The sequence below is a fragment of the uncultured Oceanicoccus sp. genome (assembly GCF_963968385.1).
Lineage (GTDB): Bacteria > Pseudomonadota > Gammaproteobacteria > Pseudomonadales > Dasaniaceae > Oceanicoccus.
Genome location: NZ_CAXAHB010000018.1, coordinates 1 through 18,949, shown reverse-complemented (window position 1 = coordinate 18,949; position 18,949 = coordinate 1). Strand labels below are relative to the sequence as shown.

The window sequence follows — 18,949 nt, the reverse complement described above, 5'->3', positions numbered from 1 at the left end:
AAGCTTGAAACAACAACCTAGAACTTTGCAGCAGTTTAGCCACGCATTATAAAGACTCTAGGACTCAAGACGCAATCCGCTTACACCTCTAAACCGATATTAGTTACACCCCACTGATTTACCGCGGCCTTAAGTGCCGCCACGACCTTGGGTCGACTTTGTGAGGACTGCTCACTAATAATCGCATGCAACTGTTCGCTACAAGCTTTTTCAGCCTGAAACAGAGGATGCGTCTCTACACAGTCTTCATCGGTAGCCTCAAGATAATGCTCAATCGTGGAACGGGATAATATCGCAATGGAGTCAAGTTCCGCTTGATCCCAGCGCTCACAAACATTCAACAATGAGCTTAGAGCAACCGCCGCATCAAGCGCAGGCCAGACGCCATACATGTCAAATTCCACTGGGTCGGGTGTAATCAGCTCCAACTTTTCCAACTGCTTTTGAAAGTCTATACGCTGGTTCTGCCCGGACACTGATTCCCAAACCAGATTTAGTATATTACTAAATACCTCACCATCCCCCGCATCAGTCAATTCGCAGAACAAATGGTAGTTGCCAGACATACGCATCACCAGAGCCGTCGAAAAGGCGATGGATCTCCATTCACTTTGAATCATGTCTTTATTGGATGGCTTCTTCACATGTTTTTCCTATTTTCAACGACCACTGTGCGCCCTCAATTGTCTAGCAATCAGGCCATTCTCGATAGACTTAATCACGGGGCCATGAACTGTTATCATGGGCGCCGCACTCATCTTGGCCAGTAGCATGACAGACTCAGCAGACTATAAACAAAAACGCGCATTTTTTGACAATCTTCTCACTATTTATGGTCGCAAACCTGTATTGGAAGCACTGCAGGATAGCCGTATTAATGTCTATAAATTGCATTTAGCCGAAACCAATAAATCCGGCGGCATTATTGAACAAATATTATTGCTAGCTGAGCAGCGCAATATTGAAATCCAATGGCATAACCGTCAAGCACTTTCCAGAATTTCACGTAACGGCAAACAGGACCAAGGTGTAGCTGCCGATATTAAAATCGATCAACACCAATCGGTGGATGAGTTTATTCAACATCACAATGAACCTTATCGGCTAATAGCCTTAGACAACATCAGTAATCCGCAAAACCTTGGCATGATTATTCGTTCTGCCAGCGCTGGCTTTATTGACGGCATTATTATCCCGCGCAAAGGGTGTGCGTCACTCTCGCCGCTGGTTATTAAATCTAGCGCGGGCACGCTATTCAAAGCCTCATTGATACACTGCGACACATTAAGCAAAGCGCTGCAACAGTTTAAACATCACGGCGTATCTATCTGCACTTTATCTTCTTATGCCAGCGACTCGCTATTTGATTATCAACCAGCGCAATCAACGATTTTTGTATTGGGTAACGAGACTGATGGTGTTTCTAGTGAGATTAACCAATTGTCGGATAAACAACTGGCGATACCCATGAATAACGGTGTTGAGTCATTAAATGTTGCTGTAACAGCAGCGTTAATAGCATTCGCTGTGGTATGAACGTTGATTTAATAGTGGTTGGCTTAAAATATCCACTTATTCGCCATTTAGGCGGGCTCATTTATCGACTTGCCAAGCAATTCAATAATACTGGAAAAGTCTTTCTGGCCATGGCCATTAGATTGATGTGCAACATAAAGACTGCGTGCCAACGCGCCCATGGGAGTCGAAGATTGCGTCAAAACAGCGGTATCCATTGCCAGACCTAAATCTTTGCACATTAGATCAACCATAAAGCCCGGATTAAAATCATTACTGGCAGGCGCTGTTGCCATCACTCCAGGACAAGGGTTATAGACTTCTAGCGTCCAGTTACGCCCAGAACTGGCCAACATAATTTCCGAAAGTTTTGCAGCATCCAGGCCGTTATCTACACCTAGACGCAATGCTTCACAAGTGCCCACCATCAGTACTGATAGCAACATATTGTTACAAACTTTAGCCACCTGCCCTGCACCGCTACCTCCAGCGTGAAAAATATTTTTACCCATACTGGCTAAAATCGGTTTGGCTCTGGCAAAAGCTTGCTTAGAACCACCGCACATAAACGCCAAAGTCCCAGCGGCCGCAGCGGCCACGCCACCGGAAACCGGCGCATCCATCATATCAATATTTTTCGCTTCAACAGCGGCGGCCACTTTTCGCGCCGCAGCGGCGTCGATAGTGCTGGAATCTAACAACAAGGTGGTTGGTTTAACACTGCTTAATAAGCCTTTATCACCCAAATAGACATTTTCAACATGACGCCCGGCGGGCAACATGGTGACAACGACGTCAACATCTTTGGCTGCATCGGCAACAGCAGCAGCCGAACTGGCACCCGCATCAGTTAACCGTTTAACCGCATCCGCACTCAAATCAAATACCGTCACCTTATGACCGGCCTTTAATAAATTGGCCGCCATCGGGCCACCCATATTTCCCAGACCAATAAAGGCGATACTAGACATTGTTTTTCTCCTGCTATTTTTTTACAAAATTGCTAGAGGATTTTTAGGCCACGGTGGTGTAATCATTTGCTTTAATAGACTCGAGGGCACCGCATTTACGGTATCAAACAGCCAACGTGGTTGTTGATCTTTATCAATCAATAAGGCGCGCACGCCCTCCGCAAATTCCGGATGGCGAACGATATTGGTGCTTAAAACCAATTCAAACTGGAAAACCTCTGCCAATGTCATGGATTTAGCTTGCTGCAGTGCTTGGTAGATATTACAGGCACTCAGGGCCGAACCATGGGCTAAAGCGGCTGCACCTTTGTTTAACCATTGATCTGCTGTTTGATAAGATGTAATTGCTTCAACAATATCAGGCAAATTATCGTAATCGGTGAACTGCTGGATAATGTCAAAATGTGGTTCGATATTAGCTGGCGGCCTGACGCTATCACTTTGTGTCGATATCACTGCCAGCAAACTATCAATCGCTACCGAATCGCTATGACTTTCGGCAGACCAATCCAGTGTTAACAGCTGATCAATAACAGATTCTTTAAGCTTATGTTCAACAAAGTAATCACCATAGCCAACAAACAAACAATCAGTGGCATTCATTGAAGCGGCGGTTAATGCTAGATATAAGCCGGTACGACCTGGCGCGCGATTTAAAAACCAGCTTCCACCAACATCAGGGTATAAACCGATGGTAATTTCCGGCATAGCCATACGTGTTTTTTCGGTCACAATACGGTGACGACAGCCGGCCATTAAACCTAAACCACCACCCATAACGATACCATGACCCCAGCATAGCATTGGCTTTTTATATTGGTGAATCAGGTAATCCAATGCATATTCATGCTCAAAGAAATCCTCAGCATACTGACAGGGACCACCGGGATTCTGGATCGCTGAGTGATAGAGTTGCTGAATATCACCGCCAGCACAAAATGCCTTTTCACCGGCACCTTGTAACATGACAGCGACAATCTGATCATCATCCTGCCACTTCAATAGCTGAGCTGACAGCTGGCCAACCATTTCTCTACTAAGCGAATTAAGGGTTTGCTGTTGATTTAATGTCGCAATAGCAAATTTTTTATTATTTGCGGTAGTCAATGTTTCGAATAAAACGGGAGAGGTCATTAATTTTCCTGCAACTGGATAATAGGAACTGATAGTTAATAGGGGCAATGAACTTTAATTCGCACTAATCATTTTTCCATTTAGGTTTACGCTTTTCTAGAAAAGCGCTGACCCCTTCTTTTTGGTCTTGGCTATACCACAGTTTTACAAATTGTTCGCGCTCGGTAGCGAAAGCGGTAGTCAGCGGCTGTGAACGGGCCGCCATAATTAGCTCTTTGCTATAACGCACTGAAGTCGGGCTTTGATTTTCTACTTTGGCAGCCAGCTCCAATGCTTTTTCTACCACGGCACCACTGTCAACCAGCTCTGAGATTAAGCCTATTGCTAACGCCTTATCGGCTGTAAGACGCTCGCCCAATAGAATCATACGTTTGGCCCACTGCTCACCTACCAACCATGATAGATGCTGACTACCCAGACCACAGGGCAATAAACCTACGGCACACTCGGGCAAGGCCATTTGCGCATGAGCTTCAGCAATACGAATATCACAGGCTAACGCAACTTCTAAACCACCACCCATAGCAAAACCATTAATAGCGGCTATAGAGACGCCGTTATAATTAGTTAGGGTTTCAAAAGAGCGACCGAAGGCATTGGAAAAATCAAACGACTTGGCTTTATCATCATGGTCAAAGCGTTTGAGATCAGCGCCAGCAGAAAAGAATTTTTCACCGCCGCCAGTAATCACTAAGGCGTAGTTATCTTTATCAGCATTTAGCGCCTCAACAATGTCAATCAGCTCAAGCAGACTTTCAGGGGTCCAAGTATGTGCTGGTGGATTATTGAGTGTCAGTAATGCTATGTGGCCTTTTTTTTCTAAAATCAATTGCTTTTCCAAATTCAAACTATCTGTCATCGAATTATCTCCAACGCACCTTCTAGTAATAAACGGCGAGAAATAATCACTCGCATAATTTCGTTAGTCCCTTCGAGGATTTGATGTACGCGACTATCGCGCATATAGCGCTCCAGAGGATATTCCTTGATATAGCCATATCCACCATGCAATTGCAAAGCATCATTACAGATATTAAAGCAGCTATCGGTGGCAAAGCGTTTCGCCATAGCGCAGTATGTCGTGGCATCTGGTTCTTTATTATCCAACTTAAAGGCAGCCAATCTAATCATCTGTCTGGCCGCAACCAGATCGGTGGTCATATCAGCCAACTTAAATTGGGTGTTTTGAAAATCAGCAATCGATTTGCCAAACTGTTGACGCTCCTGTGTATAGGCGGTAGCGGCCTCCAAGGCAGCTTGCGCCGTACCCACTGAACAAGTAGCAATATTGATACGACCACCATCTAAGCCTTCCATGGCGATGGCAAAACCCTGCCCCTCAACACCTAACCGATAATCAGCGGGTATACGCACATGATCAAAACTAATCGCCGCTGTGGGCTGTGAGTTCCAGCCCATTTTTTGTTCTTTTTTGCCGTACTCAATACCCGGTAAATTTGCCGGTATGGCAAAGGCTGAAATACCCTTCGGCCCTTCTTCACCGGTGCGTAGCATAACCACCAACATATCAGTTTCACCAGCACCGGAAATAAACATTTTACTGCCATTAACGATATAGTCATCGCCGTCGCGCTTTGCCGTACTGCGCAAAGAAGCGGCATCGGAACCTGCACCCGGCTCTGTCAAACAGTATGAAGCCAGTTTTTCGCCACCGACCAACTGCGGGCACCACTGCTCTACCACTGCCGATGAACCATAGCGGGCAATCATATTGGTAGCCATATTATGAATGGTTAAAAAGGCTGCGGTAGAGGTGCAGCCTCTGGCCAGCTCTTCGACAATAAAACTGGTATCCAAACGTCCAAGCCCTAAACCACCCGCCTCTTCCGGCGTATAAATCCCCATAAAGCCTAATTCACCTGCCTGCTTCAGCGCATCTTTTGGAAACAAATGCTTGGCATCCCAGAGTGCGGCATTGGGCGCAAAAACACCGTCTGCAAATGAACGGGCAGCCTTTTGAAAGGCAAGTTGTTGTTCGTTTAAATTAAAGTCCATATTTTATCAAACCAGTTAATTAATAAGGTGGGTTACGTTAGCTTAACTTTTCAATCACTGAGCCAAATAACTGCTTGTCATCAGGCAACACCTTAGCGGTCGCCAACGGCTTAGAGATCCATGTGACGTTGATAAGATCCTCCCAAGTAATATTATTATTGGTGCTGTTATTGCCCCATGAGCCACAGCCCAATGAGAAGGTTTGTCGCATACCATTCCATAAATTACCGCTATTGGAAGGCGCTTGTGGCTGATTGACCATAACGCGGGACGTTTTGGTGTTTAAACCAAACTTGAGAATATTGTCATCATTGTTTGAGTAAATACCACAGGAATGACCTTGACCTTGATAGGATTGGATTTTATTGGTTAATGCAATGGCTTCATCAATATCTTTCACCTTATAGAAGGCCATGGTGACTGACATTTTTTCACCGGAAAAGGGATAGTCCTGGCCGGCACCGGTTTCTGGCACGATAAAGAATGTTTTATTAGCCGCAAGGTCAAAACCCGCCATGCTGGCAAGGCTGGAAGCTGGCTGGGCAACAATGCGCGGGGCAATATGACCATCTTCCCAGATGATTTTTTGCAGTTTAATTTTTTCATCGGCTGAAACAAGATAACCACCTTCGGCCTGTAGCTTTTCCAACAGTTGATCATAAACAGATTCCAATACAATAACGCTGTTATCGGAAGAACAGGATGCGGCCAAATCCAGTGTTTTGGAAATACGAATTTTTTCTGCCGCTTCATCCAGATTGGCACTGTCATCAACGGTGATACAGGCATTGCCGGCACCGACTCCCAGAGCTGGAGTTCCGCTTGAGTAAGCCGCTTTGACCATCGGTGCACCGCCGGTAGCTAGAATACGGTCACACTGCTTCATCAGTTCGTCAGTGGTCTCCAGTGATGGTGCATCAATAGCGATAACCAAATCTTCCGGCGCACCCAATTTGCCTAACGCCATACGCATTAAATCACAGATCATTTTGTTGGTGAGTGCTGAACGCGGATGAGGTGCGATAATAATTGAGTTGCGGCCCTTAACCGCTGAAATCGCTTTGATCACAGGGGTAGCTTCTGGGTTAGTACATGGCGTTAACGCACCAATAACACCAATTGGCTTGGCGATTTTTATAAGATTGCGCGCTTTATCTTCCTCAATAACACCGACTGATTTATCACCAATAATGTCATATAAAGCAGCGCGGGTTTTGCGATTGATTTTAAGGAATTTACCGTCGTAGTTACCCAGCTGAGTTTCCTCCACGGTAAACTGGGCGATCTTTTCAGACATATCTTGTCGCGCTACAGACCACACCATCCCAGCTATCAATTCATCGACCTGTTCTTGGGTGTAACTTTCAATCTGAGCCTGAGCCTTACGTGAGCGGGCAATCAATGCGGCTATTTCAGCTTGCGGATCTATTATCTGGCCGGTAGTCATAATGAGTATCCCTTATTCAAAGGCTCAAGATTAAAAGGCTCAACGGATCTACTTTCTTCAACGACCAAGTTAGCATATGTAAAGCATGGCAAGAATTGATTTAATTGCGAAAATAATGGACTATATTGCGGTAATTAAACACAAGGAAACACATAGCCAAAAAGGATTAATCGATGCATATCAGGGGCTTAAGATGAGTACCACCTCTCAGTGGCCACTCTCTCGTGACGGAATCAGGTTTATAGTGCCTGAATTTATGGTCCACGCACTCACTGAGCACCCCTTGACCAAAGACTGTTATCCGGTAGCTATCGGGTATTATCCGTATGCCTTTGGTCACCGGATGGCAAGACAGCAACATCAGGATCATTTGCTGATTTTCTGTACGGATGGGGAAGGTACCGTCGAGGCCGATAATGCATCATTAACTATTCAGGCCGGTGACATTGTAGTGCTACCGAAAGGGACTCCCCACCAATATCAGGCAAAAGTTGATAGGCCTTGGAGTATTTACTGGGTTCATTTTACTGGAGAGCTCAGCAACCAGTTTTTAGAACCATTATTAACTGCTCAGCAGAATCTAGCCATTTTAAATCCCGCCAGCCACGCCAAAATCGTTAGCGACTTTGAGATCTTATTAGGCGTGCGACAAACCGGTTATAACCAGCGCAGTTTTATCCATGCCAGTAATCTACTGAAGCAAATGCTCAGCTATTTGGGCAGCAACCATCCCGCCATCAAAACCCGACAAGGGGCATATTTTGATTTATCGGCGGTTCATGCACTAATGCAAGAAAAACTGCATGGCCAATTAGCATTGGAAGAACTCGCTGAAAAAGTTAATTTATCCAAGTATCACTTTTCCAGTAAGTATAAGGCGATAACGGGCCAATCCCCTATCCAGCACTTTCTTCACCTTAAAATGGAGCATGCTTGCTTTTTATTGGATATTTCAGGTAATAGCATTAAGACTATCAGTCAAAATTTGGGCTATGATGACAGTTATTATTTTTCTCGTTTGTTTAAAAAAATAATGGGACTTTCACCGAGCGAATATCGTCAGTTAAAGCGCGGATAAGACCGTTTGCAGAAAATTTTACCATTGCCTGACATAGGTCAATATTCATTAATTATTTCGATTATCTGATTCATAATCATTCCTCTATTACAAATGATTAATGACAAAAAACTTGTTACATTACCTCCGATGCCATACATTAGTCTCAACCTAACAATCACTTATTAAGGTCTTATAGCTAAAGGAATAACATTATGGATTTCGCTGCAAGCTTAATTTCAAGCCCATGGGTTTGGATCACCATCATTGTGCTATTTACCCTAAAGAAAGGTATTTACTTTGTGCCGCAAAACCGCGGCTATGTTATTTATACTCTCGGTAAATACGATAAAACTTTAAGTGCTGGGCTTAACTTTATTATCCCCTTTGTGCAGAGTGTCGCAGCCGACCGCAACCTAAAAGAACAATCGCTTGATATCAGCTCTCAATCGGCCATCACCAAGGATAATATCTCGCTAAATATCGACGGCATTCTATTTATGAAAGTCACCGATGCTGGCGCTGCCACCAACAATGTCACCGATTATAAAATGGCCGTTATCCAGCTTGCCATGACCACTATGCGTAACGCTATCGGCTCGATGGAGCTTGATGAGTGCTTCCAGAGCCGAGATACGATTAACGCCACTATTCTGGCAGCCATGACTGAAGCCACCCAGCCATGGGGCGTTATGGTCACCCGCTACGAGATCAAAGATATTTCACCACCGCAGTCAATCCGTGAAGATATGGAAAAACAAATGACGGCAGAGCGGGAAAAGCGTTCGGTTATTCTCACGGCCGAAGGCGTTAAAACGGCTGCCATTACCGAAGCTGAAGGTCAAAAGCAGGCGCGTGTTCTAGATGCAGAAGCCGCCAAGCAAGAACAAGTGCTGGCAGCAGAAGCTGATAAAGAGGCTCAGATATTGGAGGCAACGGGTAAAGCCGAGGCTATTCGTCTGGTTGCCATCGCCGAAGCCGAGGCTCTTGAAAAAGTGGGCCAAGCTGCTGCAACCCGTGAAGGCGAAAAGGCGGTTGTATTAAGTATTGCTCAAGATGCCATTGCCGCCCACAAAGCTATCGCCGATGAAAGTACTCTGGTACTTTCCGATGGAAAAACTGGCGACAATATCTCCAACACTGTCGCCCAAGCCATCGCGGTTTCCAATGCGATTAATAAGCCTCAAATGCAAGAGTAATGCTATGGATATTGTTCAATACTTTTTAGACGACCATGCCCGACTGTTGTTTTTGCTCTCCGGCGTTAGCTTTATTATTGAGCTTACAATCATGGGCCTGGGTGGACCGCTGTTATTTTTTGCTATCGCCAGTTTTATTACCGGCATACTGGTTAGTACAGGTGTAATTACTGGCTGGGAAAGTGAAATTTTAGTGGTGGGTGTGCTAACTGCAACGATCGCTATTGTGCTTTGGAGGCCATTAAAGAATTTGCAAAATAGTGGCAGCGGCACTGATACCAGCAGCGATATGATTGGGCAGATTGTGCAATCGTCCAGTGAGGTTAGCAATAGCGGCGGAACTATTCGCTATTCGGGGATTGATTGGAATGCTCGACTTGATGCTGATTGTTCAGTCGACACTATTGCTGAGGGACAACGGTGTATGATTATTGCCGTGAATGGCAATGTGATGATTGTGACTACGGCTAACTAGACTTGGGTTGCTCGGCCATCACATCATAAGCTAAATCAGCCTTACCGAGAATCTCGACTTCTTTTCTCCATTGGGTTTCATCACCACCACAGATCATACAGGACTCTTTCATACCCAAAGCACTAAGACCGCCACAGGAGCCCTTTATGGGCTTGTTAGAAAGAATCACGCCCACCGCCATAATGGTAATGACAATTAGCATGAGTCCAAATGCGAGAAGTATTGTAGTCATATCAATAACCTTACTTTAATCAATTAGTGCGCACACCAATGCCGTTATTCTACTTCAGACCCTGACTAGCCGCCAGCCTGACTATTACAGATAGGCTTTAAAAGCCTCGCTATATTGGGCCTCAAACCCCTGCTCGGTTTTCACTAGCATAAAAATAGCCAAGCCCTGCTGCTCAGCTAACGATAAGGCTTGTTTAGCACCTAACACATTCAATGCCGTGGCTAAGCCGTCGGCATAGGCTGAAGACTCGGCTATTACCGTAATGGACGCTAGTGAATGATCAATGGGATAACCCGTTCTGGGATCAATAGTGTGCGAGTAACGCTTACCATCCTGTTCAAAGTAATTACGGTAATCTCCCGATGTGGCCACTGCAACGCCACTCACCTGCACCGTTTTGTTGACTTGACCAAAGGCACCAGCATCGGGCTGTTCTATGGCTATACGCCACGGCGTACCCCGAGGACTATTGCCCGCCACTCTCAGTTCACCACCAATCTCGACCATAAAGTCGGTATAACCGGCATAGGCTAATAGCTCAGCGACTTTATCGACACCATAGCCCTTGGCAATGCCCGACAGATCTAGTACCACTGGTTTGGTTTTACGAATACTGCGATCTTTCAAACCTAATTCAATGGATTGAAAACCGCTACGCGCTAATAACGCTTTAATTTGATCAGCAGCAGGCACTTTTGCAGGCATATCCACACCATTGGGACCAAAGCCCCAAAGATTAACCAATGATCCAACGGTAATATCAAAAGCGCCACCGGTCAGCCAAGCCAATTCCATGCTCATGACTAAAATATCAAACAGGTTCGCACTCACATTAACCCACTCACCGACCAAGGCCTGATTAAATCCGACAAGCTCTGAATCATTTTGATAAGTCGACATTTGTTGGTTGATTAACAGTAACTGCTGATCAATTGCCTGCTGCAATGCCTCTTTATTACTCTGACTGCCCTCAATTTCGAGCACAGTAATATGGTAGGTAGTACCCATGGTTGAGCCAGCGAGGGTAAAATAGTCTCTGTCATCATGACCACAAGCTGCCAGTAGCAAGACAAACAAAAAGAGCAGCCAAGCTGCTCTTATTTTTTTTATCACTAGATTCATTGTTAGTATTTAGAATTCATCCAGCATAATGCTTTCATTTTCCACACCCAAGCTGTGCAACATATTAATAACCGCCGAGTTCATCATCGGTGGTCCACACATATAAAACTCACAATCTTCCGGTGCAGAGTGATTAGCCAGATAGTTATCATGCACCACATTGTGAATAAAACCGGTCATGCCGGTCCAGTTATCTTCTGGCTGTGCATCACTAAGTGCCAAGTGCCAAGTAAAATTTGGAAATTCCTCTGCCAGAGCATCATATTCATCCGCATAAAACACTTCACGCAACGAACGCGCGCCATACCAAAACGATACCTTGCGGTCGGTACCGATACGCTTAAGCTGATCGAAAATATGCGAACGCATGGGTGCCATACCGGCACCACCGCCAATAAAGACCATTTCTGTATCGGTATCTTTGGCAAAAAACTCACCAAATGGACCGAACACAGTGACCTTGTCGCCAGGCTTTAAACTAAACACCCAGGAAGACATTTGACCAGCAGGCAAGCTTAAGTCATTTGGCGGAGGTGTGGCACAGCGGATATTGAATTTAACAACCCCTTTTTCCTCTGGGTAGTTTGCCATTGAGTAGGCACGGATAATTGGCTGATCAACTTTAGACTCAACTTCGAAGAAACCAAAACGCTCCCAGTCAGCCTTATATTCTTCACCCACATCAAAGTCACTGTACTTGATATGGTGCGCAGGCGCTTCAAGCTGCACATAACCACCGGCACGGAAATCAACGCTTTCGCCTTCAGGCAATCTCAGGGTTAGTTCTTTGATAAAAGTCGCCACATTGGGATTGCTTTCAACGGTACACTCCCATTGTTTAATACCGAACACTTCTTCCGGCACTTCAATCTTCATATCCTGCTTAACCGGAGCCTGACAGGATAGGCGCCAACCTTCACGGGATTCACGAGGGGTAAAATGGGGCTCTTCTGTTGGCAGCATAGAACCGCCGCCGTCGTTTACAATACACTTACACTGCGCACAACTACCACCGCCACCACAAGCCGAAGCGAGGAAAATATCGTTAGAAGCCAGCGTTTGTAGTAATTTATCACCCGCCGGTACGGAGATTGATTTCTTGCCGTTAATATCAATAACCACATTGCCTGAACTTACCATACGCGCTCGGGCAAATAAGATCACCGCCACCAAAGAGATAACGACGACTGTAAACATCCCTACGCCGAGGGCGAGAACAATTTCCGGATTCATACTAATACGCCTCTTATAGATCGATGCCGCCGAAAGACATAAAGCCTAACGACATCAAACCAACTGTAATAAACGTAATACCTAAGCCTTGCAGGCCATCAGGTACATCGCTGTATTTCATTTTTTCACGGATACCGGCTAACAATATAATGGCTAATGCCCAACCAACACCGGAGCCAATACCGAAAACCACTGACTCACCGAGGTCATAATCACGTTCAACCATAAACAATGAGGCACCCATGATCGCGCAGTTAACGGTAATTAAGGGCAAGAACACACCCAGAGCGTTATATAAAGCAGGGACAAATTTATCCAAGAACATTTCAAGGATTTGCACCAACGCTGCAATAACACCGATATAACTCAGCAGACCCAAAAAGCTTAGATCCACATCAGCAAAATCCGGACTTAACCACACCAATGCACCTTCTTTTAATAAGAAGTTATAGATGACATAGTTAACCGGCACCGTAATTGCCAGTACCACAATAACAGCAATACCCAAGCCGATAGCTGCTTGCATCTTTTTGGAGAGTGCCAATAAGGTACACATACCCAGAAAGAAGCTTAAGGCCATATTGTCGATAAAGACCGCACGGACAAATAAACTTAGATAATGCTCCATTACAAAGCCTCCTGCGCGTTAGTAGTATTCGCAGTAATCTTAAATTCAGATTCCTCGACTTGGTCTTTTTTCCATGAACGCAGTGCCCAGATAAACAAACCAATCAGGAAAAACGCGCTTGGAGGGAGTAGTAACAAACCGTTTGGCTGATACCAACCTCCATCATTAACGAGTGGTAAAATCTCAATACCGAATAGTTTGCCAGAGCCAAACAGCTCACGCACAAAGGCGATGGCAATCAAAATAACTGAATAGCCCAAACCATTACCCAAGCCATCAAAAAAACTCGGTAGTGGCGAATTTTTCATGGCAAAGGCTTCTGCACGCCCCATAACAATACAGTTAGTGATAATCAAACCAACAAAAACTGATAACTGCTTGCTGATTTCATAGAAATAGGCCTTTAACACTTGGTCAACCACAATAACCAATGAAGCGATAATAACCATTTGTACAATAATCCGAATGCTATTGGGGATAACATGACGAATTAAAGAAATACAGGTATTGGAACAAGCACAAACCACGATCACCGACATACACATAACCAAAGTCACTTTCAGACTTGAAGTTACCGCCAGCGCAGAACAAATACCCAGAACCTGTAAGGCTATCGGATTATTTTTAAAGATCGGATCGACTAATGAATCCTTAACCGTAGACATTATCCTGCCTCCCCTAAACGTAAATTGTTGAGGAACTTCTGAAAACCCTGTTCACCCAACCAAAAGTGTACAAGATTGGTAACACCACGACTGGTCAAGGTCGCACCGGCCAGACCATCAACTTCGTAATCGGCATTAGCACTGCCGGGAGTCACTGAGCCTTTAATCAAGCCCACCGCCACATCATCATTTTGATAGACTTTTTTGCCGGGCCATAGCGCTTTCCATTTTGGATTGTCAATTTCACCGCCTAGCCCCGGTGTTTCACCATGCTCAGAAAAACCTAAACCAGCAATGGTATTGCCATCGTTTTCCAAGGCTAAGAATCCGCGCATGGTGGACCACAGTCCATAACCGCGAACCGGCAAGATAATCTTTTCAATCTCACCATTGGTGACAACCAGATAAACCATGGAGTAATTTTCGCGACGTGAAATTTTTGCCAAATCATCATCTGCACTTAGCGCTGCTGACAAGTTAGCGTCTTTAGCAGCGCGACGTTGATCAAAGCTGGCTGCATCAACGGCATCGGTATAGCGACCGGTATCCAGATCTACGACTTTCGCAGTGATCAGCCTGTTATATTGCTCTTCAATATTTTCTTCAGGATCTAACAGCCCTGCTGCCGCTAGGATATTGCTGTAGCGATCCAACTTTTTGTTGGCATCCTGCTGGCCTTTTAATAATACCGCCGCACTGGAAACTACCAATGAACAAACAATACAAAGTACCAGTGCCACAGCAACCGTTTTGGCGATAGTTTCTTTATTAGCCACGGGCGAGCCTCCGTTTAATGTTAGCCTGCACGACAAAATGGTCGATCACCGGAGAGAACAAGTTAGCAAACAGAATCGCTAACATCATACCTTCAGGGAATGCAGGGTTAACCACACGAATCAGCACCACCATCACACCAATCAAGGCGCCATAGAACCACTTACCGGTATTGGTCATAGACGCAGATACTGGATCAGTCGCCATAAAGATCATCCCAAAGGCAAAGCCGCCAATAGTTAAATGCCAGTACCAAGGCATGGCAAACATCGGGTTGGTCTGCGAACCAATTAAGTTCAGCAACGATGACAACGCAACCATACCTAGCATAACGCCAGTCACAATTCGCCATGACGCTATCCGAGTCCAGAGTAATACTACACCACCTAACAGAATCGCCAAGGCTGAGGTTTCACCCATAGAACCCGTTTCAAAGCCGGCAAAAGAATCCCACCAGGTCAGTGAGTTTTGTAAGGCAGTAACACCGTCACTGGCCACGACCGATAATGCCGTTGCACCGGTATAGCCATCAACCGCTGTCCATACGGCATCACCAGATATCGACGCGGGGTAGGCAAAGAATAAGAAAGCACGGCCGGTTAATGCCGGATTAAGGAAGTTTTTACCGGTACCACCGAAGACTTCTTTACCGACCACCACACCAAAGGTGATACCTAAAGCAACCTGCCACAAGGGAATCGAGGGGGGACAAATCAGCGCGAACAATATAGAGGTAACAAAGAAGCCTTCATTCACTTCATGGCCGCGCTTCATGGCAAATAGCACTTCCCAGAAACCGCCGACAATAAAGGTTACGGCGTAAACGGGGATAAAGTACATAAAGCCATACCAGAAATTATCCCAGATACTGGCGGGGTTGTTACCGGCAAAAGCAGTGATCAAGCCAACACGCCAATCATCAGTCATCGCCATACCCGTCTCTGCGATAATGGTATTGGCCTGAAAACCGATATTCCACATACCAAATAGCATGGCTGGGAAAGCACAAAACCAGACAGTAATCATGATTCGCTTCAAATCAACACCGTCACGCACATGAGCCGTGGTTTTGGTGGTAGAGCTCGGTGAATAAAAGATGGTGTCAACCGCTTCATAGAGCGCAAACCAGTTTTCGTACTTACCGCCCTTGTGGAAGTGCGGCTCCATATCATCCAGTGCTTTACGCAATGCGGGGAATTTTACCGCCATGATTAACCCTCCTTCTCGATGCGAGTCAGGTTATCGCGAAGTATTGGACCATACTCGTACTTACCTGAGCAGACGTAGGTACATAGCGCCAGATCTTCTTCATCCAACTCTAAACAACCAAGGTCTTGTGCCATTTGGGTATCACCGACAATTAAGGAACGCAGTAACTGGGTGGGCAAAATATCTAATGGCATTATGGTCTCAAAGCTGCCTACAGGGACCATCGCCCTTTCACTGCCATTGGTCGATGTGGTGAAATTCATTAACTTGTTTTTGCTAAAGCGCGAGAGGTAGATACCCAGGTTTGAATGTTTTGACGCACCTGGAGACAACCAACCCATAAATTCTCGCTCATCACCTTCTTTGATTACGCTAACCTGCTGATGATAACGACCCAGATACGCAACAGCGCCGCGAGCTGTGCGACCGCCCAACACCGAACCGGAGATAATACGGTTGTTTTCAGGCTTCAATTTACCCGCCGTCAACTCTTGCAGATCGGTACCTAAACGTGTTTTTACCAGTTGCGGTTGATCAACTTGCGGGCCAGCTAAGGCAACCACACGCTCAACCGAGAGCTTACCCTCATTAAACAACTTACCAATGGCGATTACATCTTGATAACCAATAGACCAAGCCACTTTATTAGCACTGACTGGGTTAAGATAGTGCATATGGGTGCCAACCAAACCGGCGGGATGTGGGCCGGCAAATTCAGCGGTTTCTACCTTTGCGGACCCAGTCGAGATATTGCCGCCCGGCGCTGTGGCTACAAATACTTTTTTATTTAGTTTGGTGAGGACAGTCAAACCATCAACAAAAGCCGCAGCCTGATCGGCAATAATGACTGCAGGATCAGCGGCTAGTGGGTGAGTATCAATCGCTGTAACAAAGATGGCTGTCGCTGCTGAATCCGGCGCTGGTACTCGGCTATAGGGGCGAGTACGCAATGCCGTCCACTGACCGGAATTAACCAAGGTATCGATTACCTGCTGTCGATCCAGTGAATCAATATCAGCACCGGTCTCGAAAGTTTCAAAATCATCGCCTTCCACATCGATAACAATCGACTGAAAAACACGTTTATCACCGCGATTAATCGCCGATACAATGCCGCTGGCTGGTGATGTATATTTCACTCCTTCGGTTTTCTTATCGGTAAATAGTAACTGACCGGTTTTGACTCGATCTCCAACCTGCACCGACATTGTTGGCTTCATACCAATATAGTCATAGCCTACCAGAGCAACAGAACGAGTTTTCGCCCCCTCGCTAATAGCCTGTACGGGGACACCGGAGATAGGCAAGTCCAAACCACGACTGATCTTAATCATAGATATGCCTGACACTTAATTATTAAAAACGTTGATTGTGGGAACTGACTCAACGGAAAAGCTCACCTTTGACCTAAAAATAGACTAAGGATAGTTAAGCTTCGGTTGATATTCTGCCCCCATAGGGGCACACCCCCAAATTTGGCGCAAGTATAAAGATCTGGGGGCGAAAATGCCATAGTTGCTGACCGCATTCGGTTGATTTAAAAGGTGTTTTTATCATGATTCGAAAGCTATTAGCGTGATTTTCGATATTCGCCCAGAAAATAGTCGAGGAGTTTGGCATCAATAACTAGCCGCTAAAGCCACAGCATAAATTAACACCCAAAAAAAAAGCCGCCAACAGGCGGCTTTACTATTTGCCTAGACCTAGCTTTCCTTAGGGAAAACCCGATATTCAACACCGGCCATTTGCTCCAACACCCGGTGAACCTGACAGCTATAGCCAAATTCATTGTCATACCAGCAATAGATAATCACTTGGTTACCATTGACGATGGTAGCTACCGAATCATAAATACAGGCTTCTCTTGAGCCCACTAAATCGCTGGAAACGACTTCAGGCGAGTTTGAATAGGCGACTTGCTTGCGCAGTGGAGAATGCAGCGCAATATTGCGCATATACTCATTTACCTCTTCCACGGTAGTCTCTTTGGCTAGCGTCAGCTTTAAAATAGCCATTGATACATTTGGTGTGGGTACACGAATGGCGTTACCGGTTAGCTTACCTTTCATCACCGGCAACACTTTAGCAACAGCCTTGGCAGCACCGGTAGAGGTAATAACCATATTTAACGGCGCACTGCGACCACGACGGTCGGCCTTGTGATAATTATCAATCAGGTTCTGGTCGTTGGTATAAGCGTGAACCGTTTCGATATGACCAGAGACAATGCCAAATTCATCGTCTATGGCCTTTAGTGGCGGAGAAATAGCATTGGTGGTGCAGCTGGCTGCCGAGATAATACGGTCTTCATCGCGAATCACATCATTGTTGATGCCGTAGACGATATTGGGTACATCGGCACCGGGAGCGGTCAAGATAACTTTTGATGCACCGGGTCGCAGATGACGGGATAGACCTTCGGCATCCTTAAAGATACCGGTATTATCAATCACGATGGCATTATCAATACCATGCTCTGTGTAATCTACCTCTTCAGGAGAGCCGGCGTAGATCACTTTAATTTCATTACCGTTGGCAACAAACGAGCTGCGCTCTTCATCGACACGAATAGTGCCATTAAACGGCCCATGAACCGAGTCGCGACGCAGTAGGCTAGCGCGTTTGACCAAATCATTTTTGGCGCCACCTTGACGGACAACAATGGCCTTGAGGCGCAAGTTGTCGCCACCGCCAGTTTTTTCGATCAGTAGGCGAGCCATCAAACGCCCGATACGCCCAAAACCATAAAGCACCACGTCACGGGGCTCAGGAGCAGGCGTTGTATCATTGATTAATTCAGCCACTTCCTCGCGAACAAAGTCTTCAATACTAACGCCGCTAGCCTTTGGGCCGTTTTCATAGTTAACTGCAATGCGACCGGCGTCGATATGGGCAATACCCAGATTCAGGTCAGCCAGTGCTTTAATCACCGGAAAGGTTTCAAATTCAGACAGTTCATTTTGCTCCACCTGACGCACAGCACGGTGAGCCTTCATAATATCTAGCACTGAGAGATTAACTAGATTCTGGCCATAAACGTAGGTTTTAACGCTATTACGGTAAAGTTTACCGACCAAAGGGATCATAGCTTCGGCCAAGGCCTCACGCTCTTTCCAATCACCAAAATAATCATCGGGACGTTTACGGGTATTATTATCAGTACTCACTGTTGGATACCTTTGTTTTAAATAAAAGTTTTTAAGTAGAAGTTTTTAAGTAAAAGTTTTCAAGTAAAAGCGTTCCAGTAAAATCGGACTTGCCAAAAAAGCGCG

Annotated in this window: 19 protein-coding genes; 4 read left to right on the top strand and 15 right to left on the bottom strand. The window is 45.6% G+C overall.

Annotated elements, in window-relative coordinates; genetic code table 11:
• Positions 1 to 80: 80 nt before the first annotated feature.
• Complete coding sequence (locus AACP44_RS03405) at positions 81 to 644, bottom strand: DUF416 family protein (RefSeq protein ID WP_339339021.1); 564 nt, start codon at positions 642 to 644, stop codon at positions 81 to 83.
• 127 nt (positions 645 to 771) lie between these two features.
• Between AACP44_RS03405 and AACP44_RS03400 the strand changes: the two genes are divergently transcribed.
• A complete protein-coding gene (locus AACP44_RS03400) occupies positions 772 to 1,536 on the top strand; it encodes an RNA methyltransferase (RefSeq protein ID WP_339339019.1) in 765 nt (254 codons plus the stop codon).
• Between the two features lie 47 nt (positions 1,537 to 1,583).
• On the opposite strand, the gene mmsB is transcribed toward AACP44_RS03400, so the two are convergent.
• From mmsB to AACP44_RS03375, 5 genes are all read right to left on the bottom strand, one after another.
• Positions 1,584 to 2,486 (bottom strand): 3-hydroxyisobutyrate dehydrogenase, encoded by a 903-nt coding sequence (mmsB, locus tag AACP44_RS03395; protein ID WP_339339017.1) that lies wholly within the window; start codon positions 2,484 to 2,486, stop codon positions 1,584 to 1,586.
• Between the two features lie 21 nt (positions 2,487 to 2,507).
• On the bottom strand, positions 2,508 to 3,620 hold the full coding sequence (locus AACP44_RS03390; RefSeq protein ID WP_339339015.1) for an enoyl-CoA hydratase/isomerase family protein: 1,113 nt from the start codon (positions 3,618 to 3,620) through the stop codon (positions 2,508 to 2,510).
• A 64-nt stretch (positions 3,621 to 3,684) separates the two neighbouring features.
• Entirely contained in the window at positions 3,685 to 4,479 is a 795-nt protein-coding gene (locus AACP44_RS03385) for an enoyl-CoA hydratase (protein ID WP_339339013.1), read from the bottom strand.
• Entirely contained in the window at positions 4,476 to 5,636 is a 1,161-nt protein-coding gene (locus AACP44_RS03380) for an acyl-CoA dehydrogenase family protein (RefSeq protein WP_339339011.1), read from the bottom strand. The genes AACP44_RS03385 and AACP44_RS03380 overlap by 4 nt, the downstream gene beginning before the upstream one ends.
• A gap of 37 nt (positions 5,637 to 5,673) precedes the next feature.
• The gene (locus tag AACP44_RS03375) at positions 5,674 to 7,083 is read right to left on the bottom strand and encodes an aldehyde dehydrogenase family protein (RefSeq protein ID WP_339339009.1); all 1,410 of its coding nucleotides are present in this window, start codon (positions 7,081 to 7,083) and stop codon (positions 5,674 to 5,676) included.
• 193 nt (positions 7,084 to 7,276) lie between these two features.
• Here AACP44_RS03375 and AACP44_RS03370 point away from each other — a divergent pair, with 193 nt between their 5' ends.
• From AACP44_RS03370 to AACP44_RS03360, 3 genes are all read left to right on the top strand, one after another.
• The gene (locus AACP44_RS03370) at positions 7,277 to 8,161 is read left to right on the top strand and encodes an AraC family transcriptional regulator (protein ID WP_339339007.1); all 885 of its coding nucleotides are present in this window, start codon (positions 7,277 to 7,279) and stop codon (positions 8,159 to 8,161) included.
• A 194-nt stretch (positions 8,162 to 8,355) separates the two neighbouring features.
• A complete protein-coding gene (locus AACP44_RS03365; protein ID WP_339339005.1) occupies positions 8,356 to 9,339 on the top strand; it encodes an SPFH domain-containing protein in 984 nt (327 codons plus the stop codon).
• Between the two features lie 4 nt (positions 9,340 to 9,343).
• Positions 9,344 to 9,814 carry an NfeD family protein gene (locus tag AACP44_RS03360; RefSeq protein WP_339339003.1) on the top strand — a complete coding sequence of 157 codons (471 nt, stop codon included), beginning with the start codon at positions 9,344 to 9,346 and terminating at the stop codon, positions 9,812 to 9,814.
• Here the strand turns inward: AACP44_RS03360 and nqrM are convergent.
• The 9 genes from nqrM to AACP44_RS03315 all read right to left on the bottom strand — a co-directional run bounded on the left by nqrM (position 9,807) and on the right by AACP44_RS03315 (position 18,844).
• Positions 9,807 to 10,046, bottom strand: a complete 240-nt coding sequence (gene nqrM / locus AACP44_RS03355) for a (Na+)-NQR maturation NqrM (RefSeq protein ID WP_339339002.1) — start codon at positions 10,044 to 10,046, stop codon at positions 9,807 to 9,809. The two genes, AACP44_RS03360 and nqrM, sit on opposite strands and share 8 nt — an antisense overlap.
• Before the next feature lie 84 nt (positions 10,047 to 10,130).
• The gene (locus AACP44_RS03350; protein ID WP_339339000.1) at positions 10,131 to 11,123 is read right to left on the bottom strand and encodes an FAD:protein FMN transferase; all 993 of its coding nucleotides are present in this window, start codon (positions 11,121 to 11,123) and stop codon (positions 10,131 to 10,133) included.
• Between the two features lie 54 nt (positions 11,124 to 11,177).
• The gene (nqrF, locus tag AACP44_RS03345; protein ID WP_339338998.1) at positions 11,178 to 12,401 is read right to left on the bottom strand and encodes an NADH:ubiquinone reductase (Na(+)-transporting) subunit F; all 1,224 of its coding nucleotides are present in this window, start codon (positions 12,399 to 12,401) and stop codon (positions 11,178 to 11,180) included.
• A 13-nt stretch (positions 12,402 to 12,414) separates the two neighbouring features.
• Positions 12,415 to 13,029, bottom strand: a complete 615-nt coding sequence (gene nqrE / locus AACP44_RS03340) for an NADH:ubiquinone reductase (Na(+)-transporting) subunit E (protein WP_339338996.1) — start codon at positions 13,027 to 13,029, stop codon at positions 12,415 to 12,417.
• Complete coding sequence (locus tag AACP44_RS03335; RefSeq protein ID WP_339338994.1) at positions 13,029 to 13,694, bottom strand: NADH:ubiquinone reductase (Na(+)-transporting) subunit D; 666 nt, start codon at positions 13,692 to 13,694, stop codon at positions 13,029 to 13,031. The genes nqrE and AACP44_RS03335 overlap by 1 nt, the downstream gene beginning before the upstream one ends.
• Positions 13,694 to 14,470: a Na(+)-translocating NADH-quinone reductase subunit C gene (locus AACP44_RS03330; RefSeq protein ID WP_339338992.1), complete on the bottom strand. Its 777-nt coding sequence runs from the start codon at positions 14,468 to 14,470 to the stop codon at positions 13,694 to 13,696. The genes AACP44_RS03335 and AACP44_RS03330 overlap by 1 nt, the downstream gene beginning before the upstream one ends.
• Positions 14,463 to 15,677 (bottom strand): NADH:ubiquinone reductase (Na(+)-transporting) subunit B, encoded by a 1,215-nt coding sequence (locus AACP44_RS03325; RefSeq protein WP_339338990.1) that lies wholly within the window; start codon positions 15,675 to 15,677, stop codon positions 14,463 to 14,465. The genes AACP44_RS03330 and AACP44_RS03325 overlap by 8 nt, the downstream gene beginning before the upstream one ends.
• 2 nt (positions 15,678 to 15,679) lie before the next feature.
• Positions 15,680 to 17,011, bottom strand: a complete 1,332-nt coding sequence (locus AACP44_RS03320; protein WP_339338988.1) for a Na(+)-translocating NADH-quinone reductase subunit A — start codon at positions 17,009 to 17,011, stop codon at positions 15,680 to 15,682.
• 369 nt (positions 17,012 to 17,380) lie between these two features.
• A complete protein-coding gene (locus tag AACP44_RS03315) occupies positions 17,381 to 18,844 on the bottom strand; it encodes a glyceraldehyde-3-phosphate dehydrogenase (protein ID WP_339338986.1) in 1,464 nt (487 codons plus the stop codon).
• Positions 18,845 to 18,949 lie beyond the last annotated feature (105 nt).

Bases quoted from the DNA above. Each gene is read 5' to 3' on its own strand.
- AACP44_RS03335 (WP_339338994.1), bottom strand. From the start codon at position 13,694: ATGTCTACGGTTAAGGATTCATTAGTCGATCCGATCTTTAAAAATAAT.
- AACP44_RS03390 (WP_339339015.1), bottom strand. From the start codon at position 3,620: ATGACCTCTCCCGTTTTATTCGAAACATTGACTACCGCAAATAATAAA.
- AACP44_RS03365 (WP_339339005.1), top strand. From the start codon at position 8,356: ATGGATTTCGCTGCAAGCTTAATTTCAAGCCCATGGGTTTGGATCACC.
- nqrE (WP_339338996.1), bottom strand. From the start codon at position 13,029: ATGGAGCATTATCTAAGTTTATTTGTCCGTGCGGTCTTTATCGACAAT.
- AACP44_RS03370 (WP_339339007.1), top strand. From the start codon at position 7,277: ATGAGTACCACCTCTCAGTGGCCACTCTCTCGTGACGGAATCAGGTTT.
- AACP44_RS03325 (WP_339338990.1), bottom strand. From the start codon at position 15,677: ATGGCGGTAAAATTCCCCGCATTGCGTAAAGCACTGGATGATATGGAG.
- AACP44_RS03320 (WP_339338988.1), bottom strand. From the start codon at position 17,011: ATGATTAAGATCAGTCGTGGTTTGGACTTGCCTATCTCCGGTGTCCCC.
- AACP44_RS03360 (WP_339339003.1), top strand. From the start codon at position 9,344: ATGGATATTGTTCAATACTTTTTAGACGACCATGCCCGACTGTTGTTT.
- AACP44_RS03375 (WP_339339009.1), bottom strand. From the start codon at position 7,083: ATGACTACCGGCCAGATAATAGATCCGCAAGCTGAAATAGCCGCATTG.
- AACP44_RS03380 (WP_339339011.1), bottom strand. From the start codon at position 5,636: ATGGACTTTAATTTAAACGAACAACAACTTGCCTTTCAAAAGGCTGCC.
- AACP44_RS03400 (WP_339339019.1), top strand. From the start codon at position 772: ATGACAGACTCAGCAGACTATAAACAAAAACGCGCATTTTTTGACAAT.
- AACP44_RS03385 (WP_339339013.1), bottom strand. From the start codon at position 4,479: ATGACAGATAGTTTGAATTTGGAAAAGCAATTGATTTTAGAAAAAAAA.
- nqrM (WP_339339002.1), bottom strand. From the start codon at position 10,046: ATGACTACAATACTTCTCGCATTTGGACTCATGCTAATTGTCATTACC.
- nqrF (WP_339338998.1), bottom strand. From the start codon at position 12,401: ATGAATCCGGAAATTGTTCTCGCCCTCGGCGTAGGGATGTTTACAGTC.
- mmsB (WP_339339017.1), bottom strand. From the start codon at position 2,486: ATGTCTAGTATCGCCTTTATTGGTCTGGGAAATATGGGTGGCCCGATG.